A 23,858-nucleotide genomic window follows, 5' to 3' on the forward strand; every position below is an offset into this window, starting at 1 on the left:
ATAAAAGAATGTTTATGCTGCGGGTTGTAAGGCGCGTTTTGCAGCAGGGGAATTATTTAAATAATTCACAGCATCTTGCGTATTGCCTTCTTTGACTGGGTCATACCACGGCATAAGGTAATCAATTTGTTGTGCAACCAACCATGCAGGACCTGGCAAGATTTTAGCGTCTTTTAACGCGATCTTCGACCATTCGATCCAGATCCATGGCTTAAATAAGCTTGGTTTCTTGTCAGCAAAACGAGGGTCTTGGCTCATGATATGCGCTGCACCATCGACCCAAAGGCCAAGCACACCAATAATCACAGCAACACTCATGTAGTAACGTGCGATATAACCACCGCCCAAATGACGATAGAGATCAAATGCAACGGTACGGTGTTCAATTTCTTCAGAGCCATGCCATTTAATCAGATCGATCATTTCTGGATCTGCACCGAGTTCCTCCCAGCGCTTGTTATACAGTGCATATTTGCCTAGTACACAGGTCATGTGTTCAACAGTCGCAATCACACCTAGACGGAATAAATCCCATTGATGCTCGAGTGCTTTCGGAATTTCTTTATCGAAAGGCTTGTCTGCCAAAACCTTGGTAAATAAGAAATCCATGATGTCGAGGTTGCGCTGAATATCAATATTGCGTTGCGTCAAATATTCTTTATTGGCTGAGGTATGGGCAACGGCATGCATTGCTTCCTGACGGATAAAGGCTTGGACGTCTTGCTTTAATTTTTCATCGGTAATTTCTGGAAGGACTTTGTTATATAAACGGCAAAACCAAAACTCACCAGCAGGTAAAATGTTGTTAATTTCATTAATAAAATAGCTGGCAAAAGGCTGGTTTGGAATCCAATCCACTGGCGTATTTTCCCAGTCAAACTTTACTTTGCGTGGGAGGATTTTATAGTCAATCGAAGAACCAAGAACTTTGTTCTTCACAAATGATAGTAATTTCATCGTTTAGTCCTAATCGATAGTGCAATGAACCAACACTAAGCAGTATATGAAAACTACCTAGTGTTTGTGTTTAGCAATTCGGGACAATTAAAAATTATTTTATGCATCAAGTTGCATAAAATGCACTTTTTATTCTTGGATGTCGGTTTCTGAGGCTTCAGGGATTTGGCTAAGGTCAAATTCCGTTGGTTGATCAAGGGTGTAATTCAAACGACCTGCCATGACAGTTGACAGTTCTTCTAAGCCAATACGATTGAGTGACGAAAACAGTTGAATGGAGAAATCGAGTTTCATTTTCTTCAATTGCTGTTTTACATCAAATAAAACTTCATTGGCAGGACCGCGGTTTAACTTATCGGCCTTGGTCAGCAGGATATGGACAAATAAATGACGTGAATGCGCCCATTCCAGCATCATCAAGTCAAAGTGTTGTAAAGGATGGCGAATATCCATCAATAACACCAAGCCTTGTAAGCTTTTGCGGTGGATCAGATAATTTTCAAGTTCTTTCTGCCAAACGATTTTCATCGCTTCAGGAACCGCAGCATAACCATAACCAGGTAAGTCGACTAAGCGCTGATCTGGATTGCCCAAGCTGAAAAAGTTAATCATTTGGGTGCGGCCCGGTCTTTTTGAAGCGCGTGCCAGTTGTTTTTGATTGGTTAATGCATTGATTGCACTTGATTTACCAGCATTGGAACGGCCAGCAAATGCGATTTCATAACCCGTATCTTCTACGCATAAAGCCAGTTTCGGCGCACTCATCAAAAATTCAGCTTGGCGTAACCAAGTTAAAGACTGTACTGCATATTCAGTTAATGCAGGGTCAGCCTTTTTTTCATAACTGATTTTTTGTTTAGGTGCGAGTCTGGCTTTGGTGTCTTTCGATTTTTCACTGCGACGCATAGAAGCTTACTTTTGAATAGAAATAGCAACGACCATTATAAAGGATGTGAAGCGTTCGTGCGAATCCTTCATCTGTATGTGATTTTAAGCTTTATGAATAAGCTCTAAAAAGTCGATATTTGAGCGTGTGGAAGAGGGGATAATGCCCTGTTGGACGACTTCGCCAAGCGTATATTGATCAAGGCTTTGATAAAAGCATTCTAAGGCTTGATCTAGAATCCCTTTTAGTCCGCAGTTGGCTCTAAGTACACAAGGAGGGGTGTTACATTCAACAATTTGATGATTCCCTTGTAAGGTTCGAACAATCGCACCTAATTTCAGATTCTTAGCTTCCGGATTAAGGCGTAGGCCACCACCTTTACCGCGAATGGTGACAATCCAATGTTGTTTACCCATGAAGTGCACGACTTTAACCAAGTGGTTTTGCGACACATGTAAGTCTTCTGCGATATCTGCAATCGTATAAGGTACATCACTCGGACGAGCGACATACATCAAAATTCTGAGTGCATAATCAGTAAACTTATTGAGTTGCATGTGGTTTCACTCAATCTAGTGCAAGAAATAGAAAGGGCTAGTCTAACATAGACTAGCCCTATGCAAAATGTAGTGCGGCTTAGCTGAGTTTGACGCCACCTGTACCAAAGGCTTCACTGTGAATGTTGGCAGCAGGAATACCACGAGCGACCAGTGCCTGATGTTGCGCTGCCATAAATGGCATTGGGCCACATAAATAATAATCGGCATTGGTCGGTAATAATGCGGCATCAATGCTGCTTAAATCTAAACGTCCAGCGACATCGTAGTCTTCACCAAGGCTGTCATTTTGGTGTGGAAACTCATATGCCGTAAATGTATTTAAACGTGGATACTTGGTTTTAAGCTCTTGAATATGCTGCTTCATGGCATGTACTTGGCTGCTACGGCAGGCATGAATGAAGTTAACCGGTTGCGGCATATCTAAAGTCACCAATTGGTTCAACATTGCAATCATCGGTGTTAATCCTACACCACCACTGATAAAGACATTACGCTTGCTGCTATCAATCAGATAGAAATTACCTGTTGGTGCCGATACTTCAATTTCTGAACCTTCAGCTAAACCATGCAAGGTACTAGATACCCAGCCACCTGCAAGTTCACCTTTTTCATCTTCACGTTTGACCGAGATACGTAAATAATCTGCCTGTGGGCTAGTCGAAAGCGTGTATTGACGCGGTTGTCTTAAGTTGAGTTCAGGGACAAACACACGGACTGAAATGTATTGACCTGCTTCATAGTATGGCAATGCACCGCCATCAACAGGTGCTAAATAGAACGATGTGATTTCATCGCTTTCCACGACCTTTTTGGCAATTTTAAAATTACGCCAGCCTAACCAACTACCTTGGGTTTGTTGGTGTTGATCATAAATGGCTTTTTCAGTGCTGATAAATAGGTCTGCTAATTGACCATAAGCGGCAGCCCATGCACCAATCAATGGGTCTTCCATTGAAATATTTAAGACCTCACTAATCGAGTGCAAAAGGTTTTCACCAACGATGCCGTAGTCAGGCGATTGAATATTTAAACTGACATGCTTATGCGCAATCATTTCAACGACAGGTAGAAGTACCGATGGATCTTCAATATTCTCAGCATACGCCAACACTGCACCCGCAAGTGCCTGTGCTTGAGCCCCACTGCGTTGGTGTCCCATATTAAAGGTTTCTTTTAATTCGGGGTGGTTACCTAACATGCGGTTATAAAAGTATCCAGTCAGTGCAACACCATTTTCGCGTAGGACAGGAACTGTGGCTTTTACTAGGTCAATTTGCTGTGGAGTCATGCTTGATCTCTCTTGGCTATCATTTATAAGATGTATTTAAAATACATCTTATAAGGTGTATTTGCAATGCATATTTAAACAAAAGCCATAAAAAAATTAAGGGATAGTTTACTATCCCTTAATTTTTAGAAAGATAGGGTTTCTATTTACCAAACAGTGAACCGAGTAAACCACGCACAATCTTTTGTCCTGTACTACCGCCGAGACTACGTGCTGCGCTTTTCGCAAAAGTACCGACGATATCTTGAGTGAGTTTTTCGCGATCACGCTGTGACTTTTCTGCTGCTTTTTGCTGCTCACGAGCAAAACGTTCTTGGTCTTTGGCTTGTTGCTTGGCTAAAGCATCTTGCTCTTTGCTTTGCTGTTTGGCGAGATCATCTGCCTCTTTTTGCTGGGATTGTTGTAGCACTTTCTTTTGCAGTATTTCATAGGCACTGTCACGATCCACGGCTTGGTCGTAGACACCCGCTACAATGCTTTGTCCAATAATCACTTGGCGTTCTTCGGGAGTGATCGGGGTAAAGGAGGAGTAAGGAGGCATCACCCAGCCGCGCTCCACAATCTGTGGTGTCCCTTGTTCATCTAGACAGCTGATCAAGGCTTCACCGACCGCAAGTTCGGTAATCGCTTGGTCGACTTTAAACTCTGGATTGGCGCGGAAGGTATCTGCTGCGGTTTTAACTGCCTTTTGATCTTTAGGTGTAAATGCGCGTAAAGCATGTTGTACACGGTTACCGAGTTGACCTAATACGCTTTCTGGCAAATCCAGTGGATTTTGGGTAATGAAATAAATACCTACACCTTTAGATCGAATCAAACGCACGACTTGTTCAATCTTTTGCTGTAAAGCAGGGCTGGCATTGTCAAACAGTAAATGCGCTTCATCGAAGAAGAACACCAACTTCGGTTTATCCATATCACCCATTTCAGGCAACTGTTCAAATAGTTCCGACATCATCCAGAGCAGGAACGTTGCATAAAGCTTTGGCGTGTTCATCAGCTTGTCAGCAGCCAAGATGTTGATATAGCCATGGCCATTGGTGTCAGTTTGAATGAAATCAAGAATATTCAGGCTTGGCTCACCAAAGAATTGCTCTCCACCTTGGTCACCCAGTGCGAGTAGATTACGTTGAATTGCACCCAGACTGGCAGGGGAAAGGTTGCCATATTCGGCTTTGAGGCTGGCAGCATTTTCACTAACATAGGTCAGCATGGCTTTCAGGTCTTTGAAGTCGATCAGCAGTAAACCTTGATCATCGGCCACACGAAACACTGCTGAAAGCACGCCTTCTTGGGTGTCATTCAGATTGAGCATTTGTGCCAGTAATAAGGGGCCAATCTCTGAAATAGTGGTACGAATTGGATGGCCTTGCTGACCGAATAAATCCCAAAAGATAACGGGTGATGCTGCAAAAGGAATCGCATCTAGTTGCAGGCTTTTTAGACGCTCATCAAATTTAGGATTGCTGCTGCCCGCTTTGGCCAGACTGGAGACATCACCTTTGGCATCGGCAAGGAATACAGGTACGCCAATACGAGAAAAGCTTTCGGCCATCACTTTGAGTGTAACGGTTTTACCGGTTCCTGTCGCACCTGCAATCAGACCATGTCGGTTTGCAAATTTAGAATGTAAAACAATATCTTGTGTTGTATCAGTGGTTTTTTTTGCAATAACGATTGGTGTACTCATTCTTCACCTGTTTTAATCTCAATCGAGCTGTTTTAATGCGTTTTGAATATCTTGAATTAAATCTTCTGGATGTTCTAGTCCAATACAGAAGCGAACCAATAAACCTTGTTGTAAATGTGTATTTTCCAAAGTGCGCATTTGTTTTAAGTCATACAACATTGCCAGACTGATAGGACCGCCCCAACTAAATCCGAGTTTAAATAGTGTTAAGCTGTCGCAGAACTTTCTGATCATGGCTAGATCATATTCTGGTTTGAAAATAACACTGACCAAGCCTGCACTTTTACCAGTGCTGCAAATTTCTGCCCAGAATTGATGGCCTGCTGCATCAGGATCGCTTGGATGCAGGACTTGGCTAAACTGTGCTTGTTGTTTTAGCCAATTCAACAAGGTGAGTGCACTTTGTGCTTGCTGTTCATAGCGTAAAGACATATGCGCCAAGCTGCGTTGAACTTGCGCAGCATCATCGCCCGAAATAGAAATGCCTTGGATGGCATGCATACGATAGAGTTTGTGGTGGAGTGCTTGGTCATTTGTGACTACAGAACCCATTAAGATATCGCCACCACCGCTTGGATATTTGGTGAGTGCATGAACTGTAATATCAACAGTGAGATGCTCATCTGAGAAATCAAAAGCATTAAACGCCAGTCCTGCGCCCCATGTATTATCCAGTGCGGTGAGTACATTGGCCTGCTGTGCTTTTTTAACCAAGTTCTTTAAATCGGGAAATTCTAAAGTGACTGATCCTGCTGCTTCGAGCCAAATCAATTTTGCTTTTTCAGTCGGTTGAAAGCTATTGGCATCAATTGGATTGTAAATTTTAACGGTGATGCCATAACGATCTCGCAGATTATTTAAATGCTCAAGATTAGGGCCATAAATATTATCGGCGACCCAAACCTCATCACCTGATCCTAAAACTGTACTATTCACGAGATTAATCGCAGATAAACCACTTGGTGCAAGTAAGCAATAACGTCCGCCTTCAATTTGGGCAATATTGTCCCCTAAAGTAAACGTCGTCGGAGTGCCGTGTGTGCCGTAACTATAATCATAAGCATCGGTCCAATGGCGGTCAAAAAGGTGCGCCGTGCTTTTAAAAATAATCGTCGATGCACGAAATAAGGGAGGTTGAACGGTTTCAATGTATTGAGGGGCTTGGCGTGGTGCATGAATCAGATTAGTTTGTGCTTTATTGTGTGTTGTCATGGTGCGTGGGCTAAATCAATAGAATGACTTAGGTTAAGAGAAAATCAACTAAGCCGCTAGTGTTGCGCTGCTTTTGTACAGAATCGGTACGGATTAATACGATTGCTCAAAACTGGCTTTATTTTTGCTAAGACTAATTATCATTCTAACGATAAATAGGTTTTAGCGCATGAAGTCGCATTTAAGAGTGCATTATTTTCAGCACATTGCTGGCGAAGGTTTTGGCAGTTGCTATGACTTTTTAAAAGCACATAAAGCAAAAATTACCGCAACAGAGTTTTTTGCATTACCCGTCGATTTACCCTTGGAATTAGAGGCCTTACCGCGAGTAGATGAGGTTGATCTCCTGATTATTATGGGGGGAACCATGAGTGTGAATGATGAAGCAAATTATCCATGGTTAAAACTCGAAAAAAGGTGGTTGCGACGCTATTTGGCTGCGGGTAAACCTGCCATTGGCTTGTGCTTGGGTGGGCAGTTAATTGCCAATGCTCTTGGGGCAGCCGTGAGCCGTAATCCGTACCAAGAACTCGGCTGGATGGATGTGGGGCGTGCCTCGCATGTGCCTGAGGATTATTTTCAGATTCCAGAACAATTGAATATATTACAATGGCATAGTGAAACTTTTGAAATTCCAAAAGGCGGGGTGCGCTTAGCCGAGAATAAAGTCTGCCGAAATCAAATGTATCAGATTGGACGTAATGTTCTTGGGTTTCAGTTTCATCCAGAAATGACACCACAGACCTTGGCACTGTTGATTGAGAATGAAGAGGATATGGCGGTTTTTAATGGTGAATATGTACAACCGATATCTGAATTAAAAAGAACTATCAAAAGTAAATTTGAACAGGGCAATCGTTTGCTGAATCAAGCAATTGATTATGTCGTGAGTGCATAGCAGGATTGATTGCTTAAAAAATGAAAAGAAGAATTGCATAAGACTTAAACAATCGTTATAATGAGCGACCCTCAAATGGAGGGCGTTTACTACGAAGAAAGTAGTTAACGCATTACAGTCGTGGCATCGATCATGACCTTAGTGATTTTCACTGCCCTTGACACTTACCAGAATGGTGAGGTGCGTCATGGGTGATTCTTTATATATTTGGCTTGGAGTTTACTGGTATGTCTAACCAGAGAATTCGTATCCGTTTGAAGTCTTTTGATCATCGTCTGATTGATCAATCTGCTCAAGAGATCGTAGAAACCGCTAAGCGTACTGGCGCACAAGTGTGTGGTCCAATTCCGATGCCTACTCGCATCGAACGCTTCAACGTTCTTACTTCACCACACGTCAACAAAGACGCTCGTGATCAGTACGAAATCCGCACTTATAAGCGTTTGATCGACATCGTTCAACCAACAGATAAAACTGTTGATGCATTGATGAAGTTAGATCTTGCTGCTGGTGTTGATGTTCAGATCGCTTTGGGTTAAGGCTTTCGGTTGATTAACTTTTTAAGTTAATTAGGCCGCTTTTTTAGAGGTTTATGCACATGGCTATTGGTTTAGTCGGTCGCAAATGTGGTATGACTCGCGTCTTTACAGATGCTGGTGTATCTGTACCTGTTACAGTTATCGAAGTCGATCCAAACCGCATTACGCAAATCAAAACACTTGAAACTGATGGTTATCAAGCAATTCAAGTAACTACTGGTGAACGTCGCGAATCGCGCGTAACTAACGCTCAGAAAGGTCACTTCGCGAAAGCGGGTGTTGCTGCTGGTCGTTTAGTTAAAGAGTTCCGTGTTACTGAAGCTGAGCTTGAAGGCCGTGAAGTGGGTGCTTCTATCGGTGTTGATCTGTTCACAGTTGGTCAAATTGTTGACGTAACTGGTCAGTCAAAAGGTAAAGGTTTCCAAGGTGGTGTTAAGCGTTGGAATTTCCGTACGCAAGATGCTACTCATGGTAACTCAGTATCTCACCGTGTATTAGGTTCTACAGGTCAAAACCAGACACCTGGTCGCGTGTTCAAAGGCAAGAAAATGGCTGGTCACTTAGGTGACGAACGCGTAACAGTTCAAGGTCTTGAAATTGTATCTATTGACGCTGAACGTTCTGTTTTAGTTGTTAAGGGTGCTATTCCTGGTTCAACTGGCGGTGACGTTGTTGTACGTCCTACCATCAAGGCCTGAGGGGAAATACTGTGAATTTAAAAACTGTTTCCGGCTCTGCTGTTGAATTGTCTGAAGTTGCTTTCGGACGTGAATTTAACGAAGCTCTTGTACACCAAGTTGTTACAGCTTACTTAGCTGGTGGTCGTCAAGGTACTCGTGCTCACAAATCACGTGCAGATGTTTCTGGCGGTGGTAAAAAGCCATTCCGTCAAAAAGGTACTGGTCGCGCTCGTGCGGGTTCTATTCGTAGCCCAATCTGGGTTGGTGGTGGTAAAACTTTTGCTGCTCGCCCACAAGATTGGTCTCAAAAAGTAAACCGTAAGATGTATCGCGGTGCAATGCAATGTATCTTAGCTGAACTTGTTCGCCAAGATCGTCTTGTATTGGTTGAAGAGTTTGCTGTTGCAGCTCCAAAAACTAAAGACTTGCTTGCAAAACTTACAGACTTGAATGCAACTCGCGCATTGATCATTACAGATGCTGTAGATGAGAACTTGTATCTCGCAGCTCGCAACCTTCCACACGTTGATGTGGTTGATGCTACTGCTATTGATCCTGTTAGCTTGATCGCATTTGATAAAGTTGTAATGTCTGTAGCTGCTGCTAAGAAAATTGAGGTAGAACTCGGATGAACAACGAACGTATCTATCAAGTCCTATTAGGACCAGTATTCTCAGAAAAAGCACAAGTTTTAGGTGACACTGCTGGTGTTCAAGTGTTCAAGGTTGCATTAAATGCAAACAAACTTGAAATCAAGAAAGCAGTTGAGCAGCTCTTTGGTGTTGAAGTTGTAAAAATCAATACAACGATCACTAAAGGTAAAACAAAACGCTTTGGTAAAACATTAGGACGTCGTTCTGATGTGAAAAAAGCATACGTCACCCTGAAAGCTGGCCAAGATGTAGAAATGGCTGACTTGGGCGATACCGCTGAAAACGCAGCGGAATAAGGACGAGAATTATGCCAATTCAAAAATGTAAGCCAACGTCTCCAGGACGTCGCTTTGTAGAGAAAGTGGTTCATGACCATCTTCACAAAGGCGCTCCTTATGCACCGTTGGTAGAAGCTAAAAAACGTACTGGTGGTCGTAATAACAATGGTCACATCACTACACGTCACGTGGGTGGTGGTCATAAGCAAAACTACCGTATTGTTGACTTTAAACGTAACAAAGACAGTATTCCTGCGACTGTAGAGCGTATTGAATACGATCCTAACCGTACAGCTCATATTGCTTTATTGAAATATGCTGACGGTGAACGTCGTTACATCATTGCGCCTAAAGGCCTACGTGCTGGTGATAAAGTTCAATCTGGTAACGATGCTCCAATTCGTCCAGGTAACTGCTTACCACTTCGTAACATGCCAATCGGTTCTACCTTGCATAACCTTGAACTTAAAATCGGTAAAGGTGCTCAATTAGCACGTTCTGCTGGTACTTCAGTTCAGTTGTTGGGTCGTGATGGTTCTTACGCTATCGTTCGTTTACGTTCTGGTGAAATGCGTAAAGTCCATGTTGAATGTCGTGCTGTAATTGGTGAAGTTTCTAACCAAGAAAGCAACCTTCGTTCATTGGGTAAAGCTGGTGCTGCGCGCTGGCGTGGTATTCGTCCTACCGTTCGTGGTATGGCGATGAACCCAGTAGACCATCCACACGGTGGTGGTGAAGGACGTAGTAAAGGTATTCAACCTGTAAGTCCATGGGGTCAAAAAGCTAAAGGGTACAAGACACGTACCAATAAGCGTACGACTAAGATGATTATTCGCGACCGTCGCGTCAAGTAAGGGAATCTGAATAATGCCTCGTTCATTAAAAAAAGGTCCATTCGTCGACGCGCATTTGTTCGCTAAGGTTGAAGCTGCGATTGCTGCTAACAACCGTAAGCCGATCAAAACTTGGTCACGTCGTTCAATGATCCTTCCAGACTTTGTTGGTTTAACAATTTCTGTTCACAATGGCCGTAACCACGTTCCAGTAATTGTTACTGAACACATGGTTGGTCATAAATTGGGTGAATTCGCGCCAACTCGTACCTATCGTGGTCACGGTGTTGATAAGAAGTCTAAACGTTAATAGGTGCTATGATGGAAGTAACTGCTAAATTACGCGGTGCCGCTATCTCGGCACAAAAAGCACGTTTAGTTGCTGATTTGATCCGTGGTAAGTCGGTTGCACGTGCGATAGACATTTTGAACTTCAGCAACAAGAAAGCAGCTGTGCTCGTTAAAAAAGCACTTGAATCTGCAATCGCGAATGCTGAACACAACAACAGCTTAGATGTTGATGACCTTAAAGTAACTACGATTTACGTTGATGAAGGCATGAGCCTTAAACGTATCATGCCACGTGCTAAAGGCCGTGCAGATCGTATTACTAAGCGTACTTGTCACATCACCGTTAAGGTAGGGGTTTGATATGGGTCAGAAGGTTCATCCAATCGGTATCCGCCTAGGTGTTGTGAAACGTCATAACGCTAACTGGTATGCGAGTCCGAAACAATACGCTGAATATTTGCTTAAAGATCTTCAAGTTCGTGAGTTTTTAACTAAAAAACTTAAAAACGCGATGATCAGCAATATTCTTATCGAACGTCCTACAGGCGCTGCTAAAGTAACAATTAGCACTGCTCGTCCTGGTATCGTTATCGGTAAAAAAGGCGAAGATATTGAGAAATTACAGCGCGAACTCACCAACATTATGGGTGTTCCAGCTCAAGTTAGCATCAATGAAATTGATCGCCCTGACTTGGACGCACGTTTAGTTGCTGAAGCGATTGCTTCTCAATTAGAAAAGCGTGTTATGTTCCGTCGTGCTATGAAGCGTGCGGTTCAAAACACAATGCGTGCTGGCGCTAAAGGTATCAAAGTTGAAGTTTCTGGCCGTTTAGGTGGTGCAGAGATTGCTCGTACTGAGTGGTATCGTGAAGGTCGTGTACCTTTGCATACGCTTCGTGCTGACATCGACTATGCAACTATGCGCGCAGAAACAACATACGGTACGATCGGTGTTAAAGTTTGGATTTTCCGTGGTGAGATCTTAGGTGGCATGAAACAAGTCATGAACCCTGCTCCTGCTGAAGAGCGTCCAGCTAAACGTGGTCGTGGTCGTGGTGAAGGTCAAGAGCGTCGTGGACGTCGCGGTGACCGTGCTGCTGACAAGGGAGAATAATCCATGTTGCAACCTAAACGTACCAAATTCCGTAAAGTGCACAAAGGCCGTAACACTGGTCTAGCGCATCGTGGTAGTACAGTATCATTTGGTTCGATTGCAATTAAAGCAACTGAACGTGGTCGTATGACTGCGCGTCAGATTGAAGCTGCACGTCGTACCATTAGCCGTCGTATCAAACGTGGTGGTAAAATCTTCATCCGCGTATTCCCAGACAAACCAATTACCGAAAAACCATTAGAAGTACGTATGGGTAAAGGTAAGGGTAGCGTGGAATACTGGGTTTGTCAGATCCAGCCAGGTAAGATCCTGTACGAAATTGAAGGTGTTAGCGATGAGTTAGCGCGTGAAGCTTTTGCTTTAGCTGCTGCTAAACTCCCGTTTAAAACCACTATCGTGACTCGGACGGTGATGTAATGAAAACTAAAGATCTACGTGAAAAGTCGGTAGAAGAGTTGAAAGCTTTGCTTGATGAGCAACAGCTTAACCAATTCCGTCTTCGTATGGCGAAAGCAACTGGTCAACTAGGCAAATCGCATGAAGTGCAAATTGCTCGTAAGACAATTGCTCGTATTAAGACACTCCTTACCGAAAAACAGGGGAACGGACAATGAGTGAAAAAACAGTCCGCACGTTAACCGGCAAAGTCGTAAGCGACAAAATGGACAAGTCTATTGTTGTGCTTATTGAACGCCGCGTTCAACACCCGTTGTATGGCAAATCAATCCGCCGTTCAACTAAATTACACGCTCATGATGAGAACAATGTTGCTAAATTAGGCGACTTGGTAACCATCAAAGAAAGCCGCCCAATTTCTAAAACTAAAGCTTGGACTTTAGTGGAAGTAGTTGAAGCTGCTGCTGAGTAATTAGACGTTCTTGTTGCATCATCGGACAATTTCGAGTACTCTTTGAGCCTTTCGAAATTGTGACCGGTGATGCTCGGTTTTGGAGTAGGGCAATGATTCAAACCGAAAGTATGCTCGACGTAGCAGACAATAGTGGTGCACGCCGCGTACAATGTATTAAAGTACTTGGTGGTTCACACCGTCGTTATGCTTCAGTTGGCGATATTATTAAAGTTACTGTAAAAGAAGCAATTCCACGCGCACGTGTTAAAAAAGGTGACGTGATGAATGCTGTAGTTGTTCGTACAAAGTTCGGCATCCGTCGTCCAGACGGTTCAGTTATTCGTTTCGACGATAACGCAGCTGTTATTTTGAACAACAACAAAGCTCCGATTGCGACTCGTATCTTCGGACCAGTGACTCGTGAACTTCGTACTGAACAGTTCATGAAAATCATTTCATTGGCTCCTGAAGTTCTATAAGAGGCAATCATGGCTAAGATTAAAAAAGGCGATCAAGTAATTGTGATCGCAGGTAAAGAAAAAGGCAAACAAGGTATCGTTTTGTCAGTTTCTGAAGATCGAGTTAAGGTCGAAGGCCTTAACTTAGTGAAGAAGCATCAAAAGCCAAACCGTGTAACTGGCGCTGAAGGCGGCATCGTTACTCAAGAGGCTACGCTTCATATTTCAAACGTGGCAATTTTTAATGCTACAACCCAAAAGGCTGACCGTATTGGTTACCAAGTGATTGATGGCGCGAAAACTCGTGTTTATAAATCAAATGGTGAATCAGTGGCGGTAGCGAAGTAATAGGTTGAAAAGGCAATGGCCAGACTTAAAGCACGTTACAACGACGAACTTAAAGCAAAGTTACAAGAAGAACTTAGCGTTAAGAATGTGATGGATATTCCTCGCATCACAAAAATCACTCTAAACATGGGTGTAGGCGCAGCTGCAACTGATAAGAAATTATTAGATGGCGCTGTTGCTGATATGCAACTCATTGCTGGTCAAAAACCAGTTGTGACACTTGCTCGTAAATCAATCGCTGGTTTCAAAATCCGTGATGGTTGGCCGATCGGTTGTAAAGTTACTTTACGCGGCGACCAAATGTACGAATTCTTGGATCGTTTGATCTCGATCGCAATCCCTCGTATCCGTGACTTCCGTGGTTTCTCTTCGAAATCATTTGATGGTCGTGGTAACTACTCTATGGGTTTAAAAGAGCAAATCGTTTTCCCTGAAATCGATTTTGACAAGATTGATCGTATCCGTGGTTTAGACATCACTATTACGACAACTGCTCGTAGCGATGACGAAGGCCGTGCGCTTATGCGTGCATTCGGCTTCCCGTTCAAATAAGAGGTCGATATGGCTAAGAAAGGTATGATTAATCGCGAATTGAAACGCGAAAAGACAGTTGCTAAATACGCTGCAAAACGTGCTGAATTAAAAGCAACGATTGCAAATGTAAATGCAAGTGACGAAGAACGTTTCGAAGCGACATTAAAGTTACAGGCATTGCCGCGTAACGCATCTCCAGTACGTCTTCGTAACCGTTGTGGTTTAACTGGTCGTCCTCATGGTTACTTCCGTAAGTTCGGTTTAAGCCGTAACAAATTACGTGACACAGTAATGCAGGGTGATGTACCAGGCGTTGTTAAGGCAAGCTGGTAAGGAGCGACTAAATGAGTATGCAAGATACCGTTGCCGACATGTTAACACGTGTTCGTAACGCACAAATGGCGAAGAAACAAACTGTTTCTATGCCTTCTTCTAAGTTGAAAGTTTCAATTGCAAACGTACTTCAACAAGAAGGTTATATTTCAAATGTAGAAGTTGCTTCTGAAGAAGCAAAAGCTACTTTGACAATTACTTTAAAATATTTCGAAGGCAAGCCTGTTATCGAAACCGTTAAGCGTGTAAGCCGTCCAGGTCTACGCCAATATCGCGGTAAAGATAAAATTCCTAGCGTTAAGCAAGGTTTAGGTATTGCAATTGTTTCTACAAGCAAAGGCATCATGACTGATCGCGCTGCACGTGCTGCAGGCGTTGGTGGTGAAGTTATTGCTTTTGTTTCTTAATAGGTGATTCCTCATGTCTCGTGTGGCTAAAGCCCCAGTAACTGTACCGAATGGTGTAACAGTTACTCAGAACGGCCGGCAGGTCGAAGTGAAAGGCAGCAAAGGTACATTGTCTTTCAACCTGCATGCGCTGGTCGAGCTAAAACAGGAAGAAGGTAAACTTCAACTTGCTCCAGCTAAAGAGTCGAAAGACGCTTGGATGCAGGCTGGTACTGCTCGCGCTGTATTGAACAACCTTGTAAAAGGTGTTAGCGAAGGCTTCGAACGTAAGTTACAGCTTGTTGGTGTTGGTTATAAAGCTGCGGTTAAGGGTACTTCTGTAAACCTTAACCTTGGTTACTCACACCCGATTGACTACGCTTTACCTGAAGGTGTAACAGCGGAAACTCCAACTGCTACTGAAATCATTTTGAAGTCAGCAAACAAGCAGTTGTTAGGTCAAGTGGCAGCGGAAATCCGTGCATACCGTTCTCCTGAACCATATAAAGGTAAAGGTGTTCGTTATTCGGATGAAGTTATTCTTCGTAAAGAAGCTAAGAAGAAATAAGGCGCGAGGTTCTTATGAACGAAAAGAAACAAACCCGTTTGCGTCGTGCGAAAAGCACACGCTTGCACATTCGTGCATTGGGTGCGACTCGTTTGTGTGTAAACCGCACGCCGCGTCACATCTATGCGCAAGTTATTTCAGCAGATGGTGGAAAAGTTTTAGCGCAAGCTTCAACTTTAGATGCATCTTTACGTAGCGGTACTACAGGTAATGTAGATGCAGCTACGAAAGTTGGTGCTTTGATCGCAGAACGTGCTAAAGCAGCTGGTGTTACCAAAGTTGCATTTGACCGTTCTGGTTTTAAATATCATGGTCGTATCAAAGCCTTGGCTGATGCTGCTCGTGAAGGCGGCTTGGAGTTCTAATCATGGCGAAAGTTGAACAAAACGAAGGTCTCGTTGAAAAGCTGGTTGCCGTTGATCGTGTAGCCAAGGTTGTTAAAGGTGGTCGTATCTTCTCTTTCACAGCATTAACTGTTGTGGGCGATGGTAATGGTCGCGTAGGTTTTGGTCGTGGTAAAGCACGTGAAGTTCCAGCTGCTATTTCTAAAGCACTTGAAGCTGCTCGTCGTAACATGATTACTGTAGACCTTGCGGGTACTACTTTACAACACCCTGTGAATGCTCGTCATGGCGCAAGCCGTGTATACATGCAACCTGCTTCAGAAGGTACTGGCGTAATTGCTGGTGGCGCTATGCGTGCTGTTCTTGAAGCTGCAGGTGTACATAACGTACTTGCTAAATGTTATGGTTCTACAAATGCTGCTAACGTAGTAAACGCAACTTTCAAAGGTTTGCGTGATATGACTTCTCCTGAGAAAGTCGCTGCGAAACGTGGTCTTTCAGTAGAACAAATTCAAGGGTAATCAATCATGAAAACGATTAAAGTTACCCAGACTAAATCTTCTTCGCATCGTTTAAAAAATCATAAACTTTGCCTTAAAGGTTTAGGTCTGCGTCGTATTGGTCATACTGTAGAAGTGCAAGATACGCCTTCTAACCGTGGTATGGTCAACAAAGTTTACTATATGGTTAGTGTAGAGGAATAAGCCATGACTCTGCGTTTAAATGAACTTGCACCTGCAGAAGGTGCTAAGCGTGATAACCGTCGTTTAGGCCGTGGTATCGGTTCTGGCGTTGGTAAGACTGGTGGCCGTGGTGTCAAAGGTCAAAACTCACGTAAAAGTGGTGGTACTCGTCCAGGCTTTGAAGGCGGTCAAACTGCGTTATATCGTCGTTTGCCTAAATTCGGTTTCACTAGCCAAATCGCTTTGAAAACTGCTGAAGTACGTTTGTCTGAGTTGAATAAAGTTGAAGGTGATGTTGTTAGCCTTGAAACTTTAAAAGCTGCGAATGTTGTTCGTCGTGACCAAATTCGTGCTCGCATCGTTCTTTCTGGTGAAATCACTCGCGCATTCACTGTTAAAGGTGTTGTGTTGACTAAAGGCGCTAAAGCTGCTGTTGAAGCTGCTGGCGGTAAAGTCGAGGAGTAATCTCGAGTGTCTATGACTCCTAGTTCTTCTGGTCATGTAAACATGATGAAAGGCCAACCATTTCATGTGAAATACCGTGAAATTATTCGTCGATTAATGTTTTTGATTGGCGCGTTATTGGTCTTTCGACTAGGAGCGCATATTCCGTTGCCGGGGATTGATAATGTAGCGCTAGCACAGTTTTTTAAAGCTAATGAAGGTACCTTCTTAGGTTTATTTAACATGTTCTCTGGTGGTGCATTAGAACGCATGTCGATTCTGGCGTTAGGGATTATGCCGTACATTTCTGCATCGATTATCGTGCAGCTCATGTCTACGGTAGTTCCTTCGCTAGAAGCTTTGAAAAAAGAAGGCGAGCAAGGCAAACGTAAGATCAATCAATATACACGCTACGGCACCTTATTCCTTGCACTCGTGCAAGGTGTAGGGATGTGTGCTGGCCTGATTAGTCAAGGTATTACCTTAACGTCAGGCTTGGCATTCTACGTTCCAGCAGTAACTTCGTTAGTTGCTGGAACAATGTTCTTGATGTGGTTGGGCGAGCAAATTACCGAACGTGGTGTTGGTAATGGTATCTCGATGATCATTTTTGCGGGGATTGTGGCAGGTTTGCCAAATCTCGTAATTCAGTCGTTTACGTCTGTACAAAATGGTCAGGGTAGTTTAATAGGTTTAGCTGTATTCGGTTTACTCTCATTAGCCGTTTTAGCTGCGATCGTGTTTATTGAAAAAGCACAACGTCGGATCCCAGTAAACTATGCACAAAAACAGCAAGGTCGTCGTGTATTTACTGCACAGCAAACACATTTGCCGTTAAAAATTAACATGGCGGGTGTAATTCCAGCGATTTTTGCAAGCTCATTGTTATTATTTCCAGCGAGCTTGGGACAATGGTTGGGAAGTGCTGATCCAAATGCAGGGATTGTGAAACGTAGCTTACAAGATCTGGCATTGGTGTTATCGCCTGGACAGCCGTTGTATTTAATGCTCTTTGGCGCGTTAATTATCTTCTTCTGTTATTTCTATACTGCGCTAGTTTTTAGCCCGAAAGAAGTATCAGAGAATTTAAAGCGTAGCGGGGCATATGTGCCTGGTATCCGCCCAGGTGAGCAAACGGCTCGTTATTTAGATCATATTCTTAACCGTTTGACCTTCATTGGTGCAATTTACATTACTGTAGTGTGTTTAATGCCTATGGTACTGCAAAGTTCGTTTGGTATTCCATTCCATTTGGGTGGAACATCTTTATTGATTGTTGTCGTAGTCGTAATGGACTTTATGGCACAACTCCAAGCGCACCTTACTTCGCATCAATATGATAATCAAACGTTAATGAGAAAAACGACTGCTCATCCTAAGGGATAAGCGCACTTAGAAGGTTTCATCATGAAAGTACAAGCTTCTGTAAAGAAAATTTGTGGTAGCTGTAAAGTTATCCGTCGTAATGGGGTTATTCGCGTAATTTGTAGCGCAGAACCTCGTCATAAGCAGCGTCAAGGTTAATTTAATTAAGACCTGTTGATTTCAGTAGGCTAATTAGGTTATTATCCGCCCCTCAAGATTTTTGTGGGGCGGTTGATTATCTTGACTGCCTTTTTGGAGAAAATTGAATGGCTCGTATTGCCGGTGTAAACATTCCGGATAACAAGCATGCTGTTATCTCTCTCACGTATATTTTTGGTGTAGGTCGCCACACGTCTAAGAATATCTTAGCTGCTGTTGGTATTGCTGAAACTACAAAAATCCGTGAATTAGATGATGCTCAGCTTGATGCGATTCGTGCAGAAGTTGCTAAGGTTCCGACCGAAGGTGATTTACGTCGCGAAATTTCCATGAACATTAAACGTTTAATGGATTTAGGCTGCTACCGCGGTCTTCGTCATCGTCGCAGCTTGCCTGTCCGTGGACAACGCACCAAAACTAACGCACGTACCCGTAAAGGTCCGCGCAAACCGATTAAGAAATAAGATTTCTGGAAGCTAAAAGATGGCTAAAGATACTCGCGCACGCAAGAAGGTCACTCGTACCGTCTCTGAAGGTGTCGCACACATTCACGCTTCTTTTAATAACACCATTGTTACGATTACCGATCGTCAAGGTAATGCATTGGCTTGGGCTACCTCAGGTGGACAAGGCTTCCGTGGATCACGTAAATCAACACCGTTTGCTGCTCAGGTAGCTGCTGAAGTTGCTGGTAAAGCTGCTTTAGACTACGGTTTGAAAAACTTGGACGTCCTTGTAAAAGGTCCTGGTCCTGGTCGTGAATCTGCGGTTCGTGCATTAGGTGCAGTGGGTTATAAAATTAACAGCATTACCGATGTGACTCCAATTCCGCACAACGGTTGCCGTCCACCTAAAAAACGTCGCGTGTAAGGAGAAACATTCATGGCTCGTTATATTGGTCCAAAATGCAAACTCTCTCGCCGCGAAGGGACAGACCTGCAATTAAAATCTGGCGTTAAACCGTTTGACGTTAAGACTAAAAAACATGCTAAAGCTCCTGGCCAACATGGCGGAGCTCGTGGTAGCAAACAATCAGAGTACTCACTACAATTACGTGAAAAACAAAAAGTACGTCGTATGTACGGTGTGTTAGAGCGTCAATTTAGTAACTACTACAAAGAAGCTGCTCGTGTGAAAGGCGCAACAGGTGAAAACTTGTTGAAATTGCTTGAAAGCCGTCTTGATAACGTTGTTTATCGCATGGGTTTTGGTTCTACACGTGCAGAAGCTCGTCAGTTAGTATCTCACCGTAGCATCACTTTGAACGGTCGTCGTGTTAACATTGCATCTATCCAAGTTAAAGCTGGTGATGTAATTGCAGTACACGAAGGCGCTAAACAACAATTACGTATTAAAAACGCAATTGAATTAGCTGCTCAACGTGGTATCCCTGCTTGGATGGAAATTGACCATTCTAAGTTAGAAGGTACGTTTAAAGCTGCACCAGATCGTTCTGATTTACCTGCTGAAATCAACGAAAGCTTGATTGTAGAATTGTATTCTAAATAATCCTTGAGGTAGCAATAAATGACGCGTACTGCAAACGAGTTTCTAACTCCGCAAGCGATCAAGGTCGAAGCGGTGAGCGGGACCTCGGCAAAAGTGATTCTGGAACCTTTAGAGCGTGGCTTTGGTCATACTCTAGGTAATGCTTTACGTCGCATTCTATTGTCTTCTTTACCTGGCGCTGCTGTGGTTGAAGTAGAAATAGAAGGTGTCGAGCACGAGTACAGTACTTTAGAAGGCTTGCAGCAGGACATCGTCGAGCTCTTGCTGAACCTAAAAGGATTGTCTATTAAGCTGTTCGATCAAAACGAAGCATATTTGACATTAGAGAAACAAGGGGCAGGTGACGTAACTGCAGCTGACCTTCGTTTACCTCACAATGTTGAAGTGGTTAACCCTGATCATTTAATCGGTACTTTGAGTTCTACAGGTTCATTAAAAATGCGCCTTAAAGTTTCTCAAGGTCGTGGTTATGAAACATCTGACTCGCGTTTCCCTGAAGGTGAAACACGTCCTGTAGGTCGTTTACAGTTAGATGCTTCTTATAGCCCAATCAAGCGTGTTTCATACACAGTAGAAAATGCTCGTGTTGAACAACGTACCGATCTTGATAAGTTAGTGATTGATCTTGAGACTAACGGAACTGTTGATCCAGAAGAAGCAATCCGCAAAGCGGCAACAATCTTGCAACAACAAATTGCAATTTTTGTTGATCTTCAGAAAGATCAAACGCCTGTTGCTCAAGAGCCTCGCGAAGAAGTTGACCCAATCTTGCTTCGTCCAGTAGATGATCTCGAGCTAACTGTTCGTTCTGCTAACTGTTTGAAGGCAGAAAATATTTACTACATTGGTGATCTTGTTCAACGTACTGAAGTTGAGTTGTTAAAAACTCCTAACTTAGGTAAAAAATCGTTAACAGAGATCAAAGATGTTTTGGCTTCGAAAGGTTTACAACTCGGCATGCGTTTAGAGAACTGGCCACCAGCTAGTCTCCGTATGGATGACCGTTTTGCCTATCGTAGCCGTTAATTAAGTAGGACTATCACCATGCGTCATCGTAATAGTGGTGTGAAATTAGGCCGTACCAGCAGCCACCGTAAGGCGTTGTTCCAAAATTTAACGAATGCTTTAGTTGAGCACGAGTTAATTAAAACAACTTTACCTAAAGCGAAAGAACTTCGCCGCGTTGCTGAGCCTTTAATCACTTTAGCTAAAAACGATACAGTAGCAAACCGTCGTTTAGCGTTTGCTCGTACTCGTTCTGCAGCAACTGTTGGTAAATTATTTACCGTTCTTGGCCCTCGTTACAAAGAACGTAACGGCGGTTATCTTCGTGTTCTTAAAGCGGGCTTCCGTGCAGGTGATGCTGCACCGATGGCTTACGTTGAACTCGTTGACCGTGAAGTAAAATAATACTTCTACGTGTAGAACAGTCAGTTGTTCCAAAAAAGACCGGTGTAATAACCGGTCTTTTTTATTATTCATTTTTAATGACTTTTGAGCATAATTTTAGATTGAGTCTTCTGCTGAATTAGGCTTCAGGACTATAAAAATTCAAATAGACAGATATGCTAAGTATTGAGATTAAAATTCTAGGTGCGAATGAGCTGAATGATTTTAGAACAATCAGACTTTCAGCATTAGCAAAGGCCCCTGAAATGTTTGGTTCTACTTATAGTATAGAAGTAGTGAAACCATTCAGTTTTTTTGAGAGTTGCTTATCTAGTTCAACCATCTTTGGTGTTTATCACAAAGACAGAATTATTGGTTTAGCGACTATAACCCGAGAGGCCGCAACAAAGCTTTCTCATAAGGCTTATTTATCAAGTGTATTTATTGAACCTGAGTTTTAAGGCTTAGGAATAGCAAATAGATTGCTCACGACTGTTATTGAACATAGTAAAGAATATCTAGAGCAAATTTTACTGATTGTCGCTGATGATAATCAGCCAGCAATTAAGCTTTATCAAAAGTTTGGCTTTCAAACTTATGGGGTAGAGTCAAAAGCATTAAAAAATAACGCAGAATATACGGATGAGATTTTGATGAAACTATTTTTACTCTAGCGTATCGATGACATCTTCTATTAGAGATTAAAGCTACGATCTAAAAATTGCTAAAACATCTATTTCTACATAACGTTTTATCCCGAGCTATTTCTTTAAAAGTGGTTCCCTACAGATATTGAATAGAGCATGTTGTTAAGTATTTAGAGCGTGTATCTATTCTTATTCTTTAATAAAGCAAATCCGCTAATAGGAGAAATCCAAGCAAAAATCTCAGGATTTTTTACCTATCAATTTCTTAAAAATGTCCCGAAGTGATATGAAAAAACCGATGAATGACCAAACTTGACATTGCGTATTGTCAAATTTGTGCTTTAATAAAGTCATGGTTTATACAGGGTATAAAAAAAATGGAAAAGCAAGTTGATGTATTAATTATTGGTGCAGGTATCTCTGGGATTGGGCTAGCTGTGCATCTCTCAAAGAACTGTCCACAACGTAAATTCGAAATCTTAGAACGTCGTGATAGCTTTGGTGGGACTTGGGATTTATTCCGTTACCCTGGGATTCGTTCTGACTCGGATATGTCAACCTTTGGTTTTAATTTTAAACCATGGGCAAAAGACAAAGTATTGGCGAGCGGTGCTGAGATTAAAGGTTATTTAAGCGATGTGATCAGTGAAAATCAGTTAAAAGATAAAATTCATTTTGGTCATCGAGTTCTTTCTGCAAACTACGATTCTGCAAAGAAAAAATGGGCTGTTGAAATTGAAGACAGTAACAAGAAAAAGCAAACTTGGTCAGCAAACTTCGTGATGGGTTGTACTGGCTACTATAACTATGATCAAGGTTATGCACCGAAATTCCCAAAACAAGAAGATTTCAAAGGCCAATTGATCCATCCACAACACTGGCCTGAAAACCTAGATTACACAGGTAAGAAAGTCGTTATTATTGGTAGTGGTGCAACAGCGATTACCCTTGTTCCTTCAATGGTGAAAGGTGGAGCAGGGCATGTGACCATGTTACAGCGTTCTCCTTCTTATATTGCGACGATTCCTTCAATTGACTTCATTTATGAAAAAACCCGTAAATTTATGTCTGAGGAAACCGCTTATAAATTCACCCGTGCACGTAATATTGGGATGCAACGTGGTATTTATGCATTGGCACAAAAATATCCAAAAACAGTACGTCGTTTATTGTTGAAAGGCATTGAGTTGCAGTTAAAGGGTAAAGTGGATATGAAACACTTTACACCGAGCTACAACCCTTGGGATCAACGTTTATGTGTCGTGCCAGATGGTGATTTATTTAAAGCGTTGCGTGAAGGTCGAGCCAATGTTGAAACGGATCAAATTGAGAAGTTCACGGCAAATGGTATCCAGTTGAAGTCTGGTAAACACCTTGAAGCAGATATTGTGATTTCAGCAACAGGTTTGGAAATCCAAATCTTGGGTGGCGTGAAAGGCACAATCGATGGTAAGCCAATGGATACCTCTCAACACATGCTTTATCAAGGTGTGATGGTCAGTGATGTACCAAATATGGCGATGATCATTGGTTATATCAATGCATCATGGACATTGAAAGTTGATATTGCTGCGGATTATATCTGTCGTTTGCTAAATCATATGGACAAAAATGGCTATGATGAAGTCATCGCCCATGCAGATCCAGCATTGCGTGAGCAAGATACCATTATGGGTAAAATGTCTTCAGGTTATATTGCACGTGCAGCAGATGTGATGCCAAAACAAGGTAAAAAAGCACCGTGGAAGATCACCAATAACTACCTTGCGGATCGTAAAGAATTGAAAGATGCATCATTCAATGATGTGGTCCTACAATTCCATAAACGTGGTGAGCAAGTCGATCGTAAGCCAAAGCTAGTGTCGTAATTATTTATTGAATTTATTAAAAAACCCTATGCATAAGCATGGGGTTTTTTATTTGCAATCAGGCTTTAAATTCGATCAATATCGCGTATATTGA

35 protein-coding genes and 2 pseudogenes are annotated in these 23,858 nt (G+C 42.6%); 31 read left to right on the forward strand and 6 right to left on the reverse strand.

The annotated features are described in order from the left end of the window. Positions 1 to 12 precede the first annotated feature (12 nt). The 6 genes from MN869_RS12210 to MN869_RS12235 form a co-directional block, all read right to left on the reverse strand. Positions 13 to 957: a metal-dependent hydrolase gene (locus MN869_RS12210; RefSeq protein WP_004804105.1), complete on the reverse strand. Its 945-nt coding sequence runs from the start codon at positions 955 to 957 to the stop codon at positions 13 to 15. A 129-nt stretch (positions 958 to 1,086) separates the two neighbouring features. Continuing rightward, complete coding sequence (gene yihA, locus MN869_RS12215; RefSeq protein ID WP_171550657.1) at positions 1,087 to 1,863, reverse strand: ribosome biogenesis GTP-binding protein YihA/YsxC; 777 nt, start codon at positions 1,861 to 1,863, stop codon at positions 1,087 to 1,089. Between the two features lie 84 nt (positions 1,864 to 1,947). Then, positions 1,948 to 2,400: an Rrf2 family transcriptional regulator gene (locus MN869_RS12220; RefSeq protein WP_243307687.1), complete on the reverse strand. Its 453-nt coding sequence runs from the start codon at positions 2,398 to 2,400 to the stop codon at positions 1,948 to 1,950. Between the two features lie 79 nt (positions 2,401 to 2,479). Beyond that, positions 2,480 to 3,691, reverse strand: coding sequence for an NO-inducible flavohemoprotein (hmpA, locus tag MN869_RS12225; RefSeq protein WP_243307689.1), 1,212 nt, complete (start codon positions 3,689 to 3,691; stop codon positions 2,480 to 2,482). A gap of 142 nt (positions 3,692 to 3,833) precedes the next feature. Beyond that, on the reverse strand, positions 3,834 to 5,381 hold the full coding sequence (locus MN869_RS12230) for a helicase HerA-like domain-containing protein (RefSeq protein WP_243307692.1): 1,548 nt from the start codon (positions 5,379 to 5,381) through the stop codon (positions 3,834 to 3,836). Positions 5,382 to 5,399: 18 nt separating this feature from the next. Continuing rightward, the gene (locus tag MN869_RS12235) at positions 5,400 to 6,593 is read right to left on the reverse strand and encodes a PLP-dependent transferase (protein WP_171550654.1); all 1,194 of its coding nucleotides are present in this window, start codon (positions 6,591 to 6,593) and stop codon (positions 5,400 to 5,402) included. A 169-nt stretch (positions 6,594 to 6,762) separates the two neighbouring features. On the opposite strand from MN869_RS12235, the gene MN869_RS12240 reads away from it, so the two are divergent. From MN869_RS12240 to MN869_RS12390, 31 genes and pseudogenes are all read left to right on the forward strand, one after another. Beyond that, positions 6,763 to 7,491, forward strand: coding sequence for a type 1 glutamine amidotransferase (locus MN869_RS12240; protein WP_004804112.1), 729 nt, complete (start codon positions 6,763 to 6,765; stop codon positions 7,489 to 7,491). Positions 7,492 to 7,718: 227 nt separating this feature from the next. Further along, entirely contained in the window at positions 7,719 to 8,030 is a 312-nt protein-coding gene (gene rpsJ, locus MN869_RS12245; RefSeq protein ID WP_000070912.1) for a 30S ribosomal protein S10, read from the forward strand. 59 nt (positions 8,031 to 8,089) lie between these two features. Continuing rightward, positions 8,090 to 8,728, forward strand: a complete 639-nt coding sequence (gene rplC, locus MN869_RS12250) for a 50S ribosomal protein L3 (protein WP_004775888.1) — start codon at positions 8,090 to 8,092, stop codon at positions 8,726 to 8,728. An 11-nt stretch (positions 8,729 to 8,739) separates the two neighbouring features. Next, positions 8,740 to 9,342, forward strand: coding sequence for a 50S ribosomal protein L4 (gene rplD, locus MN869_RS12255; RefSeq protein WP_004804113.1), 603 nt, complete (start codon positions 8,740 to 8,742; stop codon positions 9,340 to 9,342). Then, entirely contained in the window at positions 9,339 to 9,659 is a 321-nt protein-coding gene (rplW, locus tag MN869_RS12260; protein ID WP_004641070.1) for a 50S ribosomal protein L23, read from the forward strand. Before rplD ends, rplW begins: the two co-directional genes overlap by 4 nt. A gap of 11 nt (positions 9,660 to 9,670) precedes the next feature. Beyond that, positions 9,671 to 10,495 carry a 50S ribosomal protein L2 gene (gene rplB / locus MN869_RS12265; RefSeq protein WP_004804114.1) on the forward strand — a complete coding sequence of 275 codons (825 nt, stop codon included), beginning with the start codon at positions 9,671 to 9,673 and terminating at the stop codon, positions 10,493 to 10,495. Between the two features lie 13 nt (positions 10,496 to 10,508). Beyond that, complete coding sequence (gene rpsS / locus MN869_RS12270; protein WP_004641066.1) at positions 10,509 to 10,784, forward strand: 30S ribosomal protein S19; 276 nt, start codon at positions 10,509 to 10,511, stop codon at positions 10,782 to 10,784. An 11-nt stretch (positions 10,785 to 10,795) separates the two neighbouring features. Beyond that, positions 10,796 to 11,125: a 50S ribosomal protein L22 gene (rplV, locus tag MN869_RS12275; RefSeq protein ID WP_004657676.1), complete on the forward strand. Its 330-nt coding sequence runs from the start codon at positions 10,796 to 10,798 to the stop codon at positions 11,123 to 11,125. A gap of 1 nt (position 11,126) precedes the next feature. Continuing rightward, positions 11,127 to 11,943: pseudogene (gene rpsC / locus MN869_RS12280) on the forward strand (30S ribosomal protein S3). Next, complete coding sequence (gene rplP, locus MN869_RS12285; RefSeq protein ID WP_004657678.1) at positions 11,883 to 12,296, forward strand: 50S ribosomal protein L16; 414 nt, start codon at positions 11,883 to 11,885, stop codon at positions 12,294 to 12,296. The pseudogene rpsC and the gene rplP overlap by 61 nt, the downstream one beginning before the upstream one ends. Beyond that, on the forward strand, positions 12,296 to 12,493 hold the full coding sequence (gene rpmC, locus MN869_RS12290) for a 50S ribosomal protein L29 (RefSeq protein ID WP_000849927.1): 198 nt from the start codon (positions 12,296 to 12,298) through the stop codon (positions 12,491 to 12,493). The genes rplP and rpmC overlap by 1 nt, the downstream gene beginning before the upstream one ends. Further along, positions 12,490 to 12,747 carry a 30S ribosomal protein S17 gene (gene rpsQ, locus MN869_RS12295; RefSeq protein ID WP_004657679.1) on the forward strand — a complete coding sequence of 86 codons (258 nt, stop codon included), beginning with the start codon at positions 12,490 to 12,492 and terminating at the stop codon, positions 12,745 to 12,747. Before rpmC ends, rpsQ begins: the two co-directional genes overlap by 4 nt. Before the next feature lie 92 nt (positions 12,748 to 12,839). Then, on the forward strand, positions 12,840 to 13,208 hold the full coding sequence (gene rplN, locus MN869_RS12300; protein ID WP_004657680.1) for a 50S ribosomal protein L14: 369 nt from the start codon (positions 12,840 to 12,842) through the stop codon (positions 13,206 to 13,208). Positions 13,209 to 13,217: 9 nt separating this feature from the next. Then, entirely contained in the window at positions 13,218 to 13,535 is a 318-nt protein-coding gene (gene rplX / locus MN869_RS12305) for a 50S ribosomal protein L24 (RefSeq protein WP_004804115.1), read from the forward strand. Between the two features lie 15 nt (positions 13,536 to 13,550). Continuing rightward, a complete protein-coding gene (rplE, locus tag MN869_RS12310) occupies positions 13,551 to 14,087 on the forward strand; it encodes a 50S ribosomal protein L5 (RefSeq protein ID WP_004804116.1) in 537 nt (178 codons plus the stop codon). A gap of 9 nt (positions 14,088 to 14,096) precedes the next feature. Then, positions 14,097 to 14,402 (forward strand): 30S ribosomal protein S14, encoded by a 306-nt coding sequence (rpsN, locus tag MN869_RS12315; protein ID WP_004641050.1) that lies wholly within the window; start codon positions 14,097 to 14,099, stop codon positions 14,400 to 14,402. 11 nt (positions 14,403 to 14,413) lie between these two features. Beyond that, entirely contained in the window at positions 14,414 to 14,809 is a 396-nt protein-coding gene (gene rpsH, locus MN869_RS12320; RefSeq protein WP_016162200.1) for a 30S ribosomal protein S8, read from the forward strand. 13 nt (positions 14,810 to 14,822) lie between these two features. Further along, a complete protein-coding gene (gene rplF / locus MN869_RS12325) occupies positions 14,823 to 15,356 on the forward strand; it encodes a 50S ribosomal protein L6 (RefSeq protein WP_004804118.1) in 534 nt (177 codons plus the stop codon). Between the two features lie 14 nt (positions 15,357 to 15,370). After that, a complete protein-coding gene (gene rplR / locus MN869_RS12330) occupies positions 15,371 to 15,721 on the forward strand; it encodes a 50S ribosomal protein L18 (protein ID WP_004775881.1) in 351 nt (116 codons plus the stop codon). 2 nt (positions 15,722 to 15,723) lie between these two features. Continuing rightward, positions 15,724 to 16,221 carry a 30S ribosomal protein S5 gene (gene rpsE / locus MN869_RS12335; RefSeq protein WP_004657688.1) on the forward strand — a complete coding sequence of 166 codons (498 nt, stop codon included), beginning with the start codon at positions 15,724 to 15,726 and terminating at the stop codon, positions 16,219 to 16,221. A 6-nt stretch (positions 16,222 to 16,227) separates the two neighbouring features. Continuing rightward, positions 16,228 to 16,404, forward strand: coding sequence for a 50S ribosomal protein L30 (rpmD, locus tag MN869_RS12340; protein WP_004804119.1), 177 nt, complete (start codon positions 16,228 to 16,230; stop codon positions 16,402 to 16,404). A 3-nt stretch (positions 16,405 to 16,407) separates the two neighbouring features. After that, the gene (gene rplO, locus MN869_RS12345; protein ID WP_004804120.1) at positions 16,408 to 16,848 is read left to right on the forward strand and encodes a 50S ribosomal protein L15; all 441 of its coding nucleotides are present in this window, start codon (positions 16,408 to 16,410) and stop codon (positions 16,846 to 16,848) included. A 45-nt stretch (positions 16,849 to 16,893) separates the two neighbouring features. Further along, a complete protein-coding gene (secY, locus tag MN869_RS12350; RefSeq protein ID WP_171061115.1) occupies positions 16,894 to 18,213 on the forward strand; it encodes a preprotein translocase subunit SecY in 1,320 nt (439 codons plus the stop codon). A gap of 21 nt (positions 18,214 to 18,234) precedes the next feature. Continuing rightward, entirely contained in the window at positions 18,235 to 18,351 is a 117-nt protein-coding gene (gene rpmJ / locus MN869_RS12355; protein ID WP_000867907.1) for a 50S ribosomal protein L36, read from the forward strand. A gap of 107 nt (positions 18,352 to 18,458) precedes the next feature. Further along, positions 18,459 to 18,815: a 30S ribosomal protein S13 gene (rpsM, locus tag MN869_RS12360; RefSeq protein ID WP_004804122.1), complete on the forward strand. Its 357-nt coding sequence runs from the start codon at positions 18,459 to 18,461 to the stop codon at positions 18,813 to 18,815. A gap of 19 nt (positions 18,816 to 18,834) precedes the next feature. Continuing rightward, positions 18,835 to 19,221: a 30S ribosomal protein S11 gene (rpsK, locus tag MN869_RS12365; protein ID WP_004281491.1), complete on the forward strand. Its 387-nt coding sequence runs from the start codon at positions 18,835 to 18,837 to the stop codon at positions 19,219 to 19,221. Between the two features lie 12 nt (positions 19,222 to 19,233). Continuing rightward, positions 19,234 to 19,860 carry a 30S ribosomal protein S4 gene (gene rpsD, locus MN869_RS12370; RefSeq protein WP_004657698.1) on the forward strand — a complete coding sequence of 209 codons (627 nt, stop codon included), beginning with the start codon at positions 19,234 to 19,236 and terminating at the stop codon, positions 19,858 to 19,860. A gap of 18 nt (positions 19,861 to 19,878) precedes the next feature. Then, complete coding sequence (gene rpoA, locus MN869_RS12375) at positions 19,879 to 20,886, forward strand: DNA-directed RNA polymerase subunit alpha (protein WP_004804125.1); 1,008 nt, start codon at positions 19,879 to 19,881, stop codon at positions 20,884 to 20,886. Between the two features lie 18 nt (positions 20,887 to 20,904). Beyond that, a complete protein-coding gene (gene rplQ / locus MN869_RS12380; protein ID WP_004641032.1) occupies positions 20,905 to 21,270 on the forward strand; it encodes a 50S ribosomal protein L17 in 366 nt (121 codons plus the stop codon). A gap of 155 nt (positions 21,271 to 21,425) precedes the next feature. Further along, positions 21,426 to 21,923 (forward strand): annotated as a pseudogene (locus MN869_RS12385) (GNAT family N-acetyltransferase). Positions 21,924 to 22,273: 350 nt separating this feature from the next. Then, the gene (locus MN869_RS12390) at positions 22,274 to 23,764 is read left to right on the forward strand and encodes an NAD(P)/FAD-dependent oxidoreductase (RefSeq protein WP_171550652.1); all 1,491 of its coding nucleotides are present in this window, start codon (positions 22,274 to 22,276) and stop codon (positions 23,762 to 23,764) included. Positions 23,765 to 23,858: the final 94 nt, after the last annotated feature.

The sequence above is a fragment of the Acinetobacter sp. NIPH1876 genome, from assembly GCF_022808535.1.
Taxonomy (GTDB): Bacteria; Pseudomonadota; Gammaproteobacteria; order Pseudomonadales; family Moraxellaceae; genus Acinetobacter; species Acinetobacter higginsii.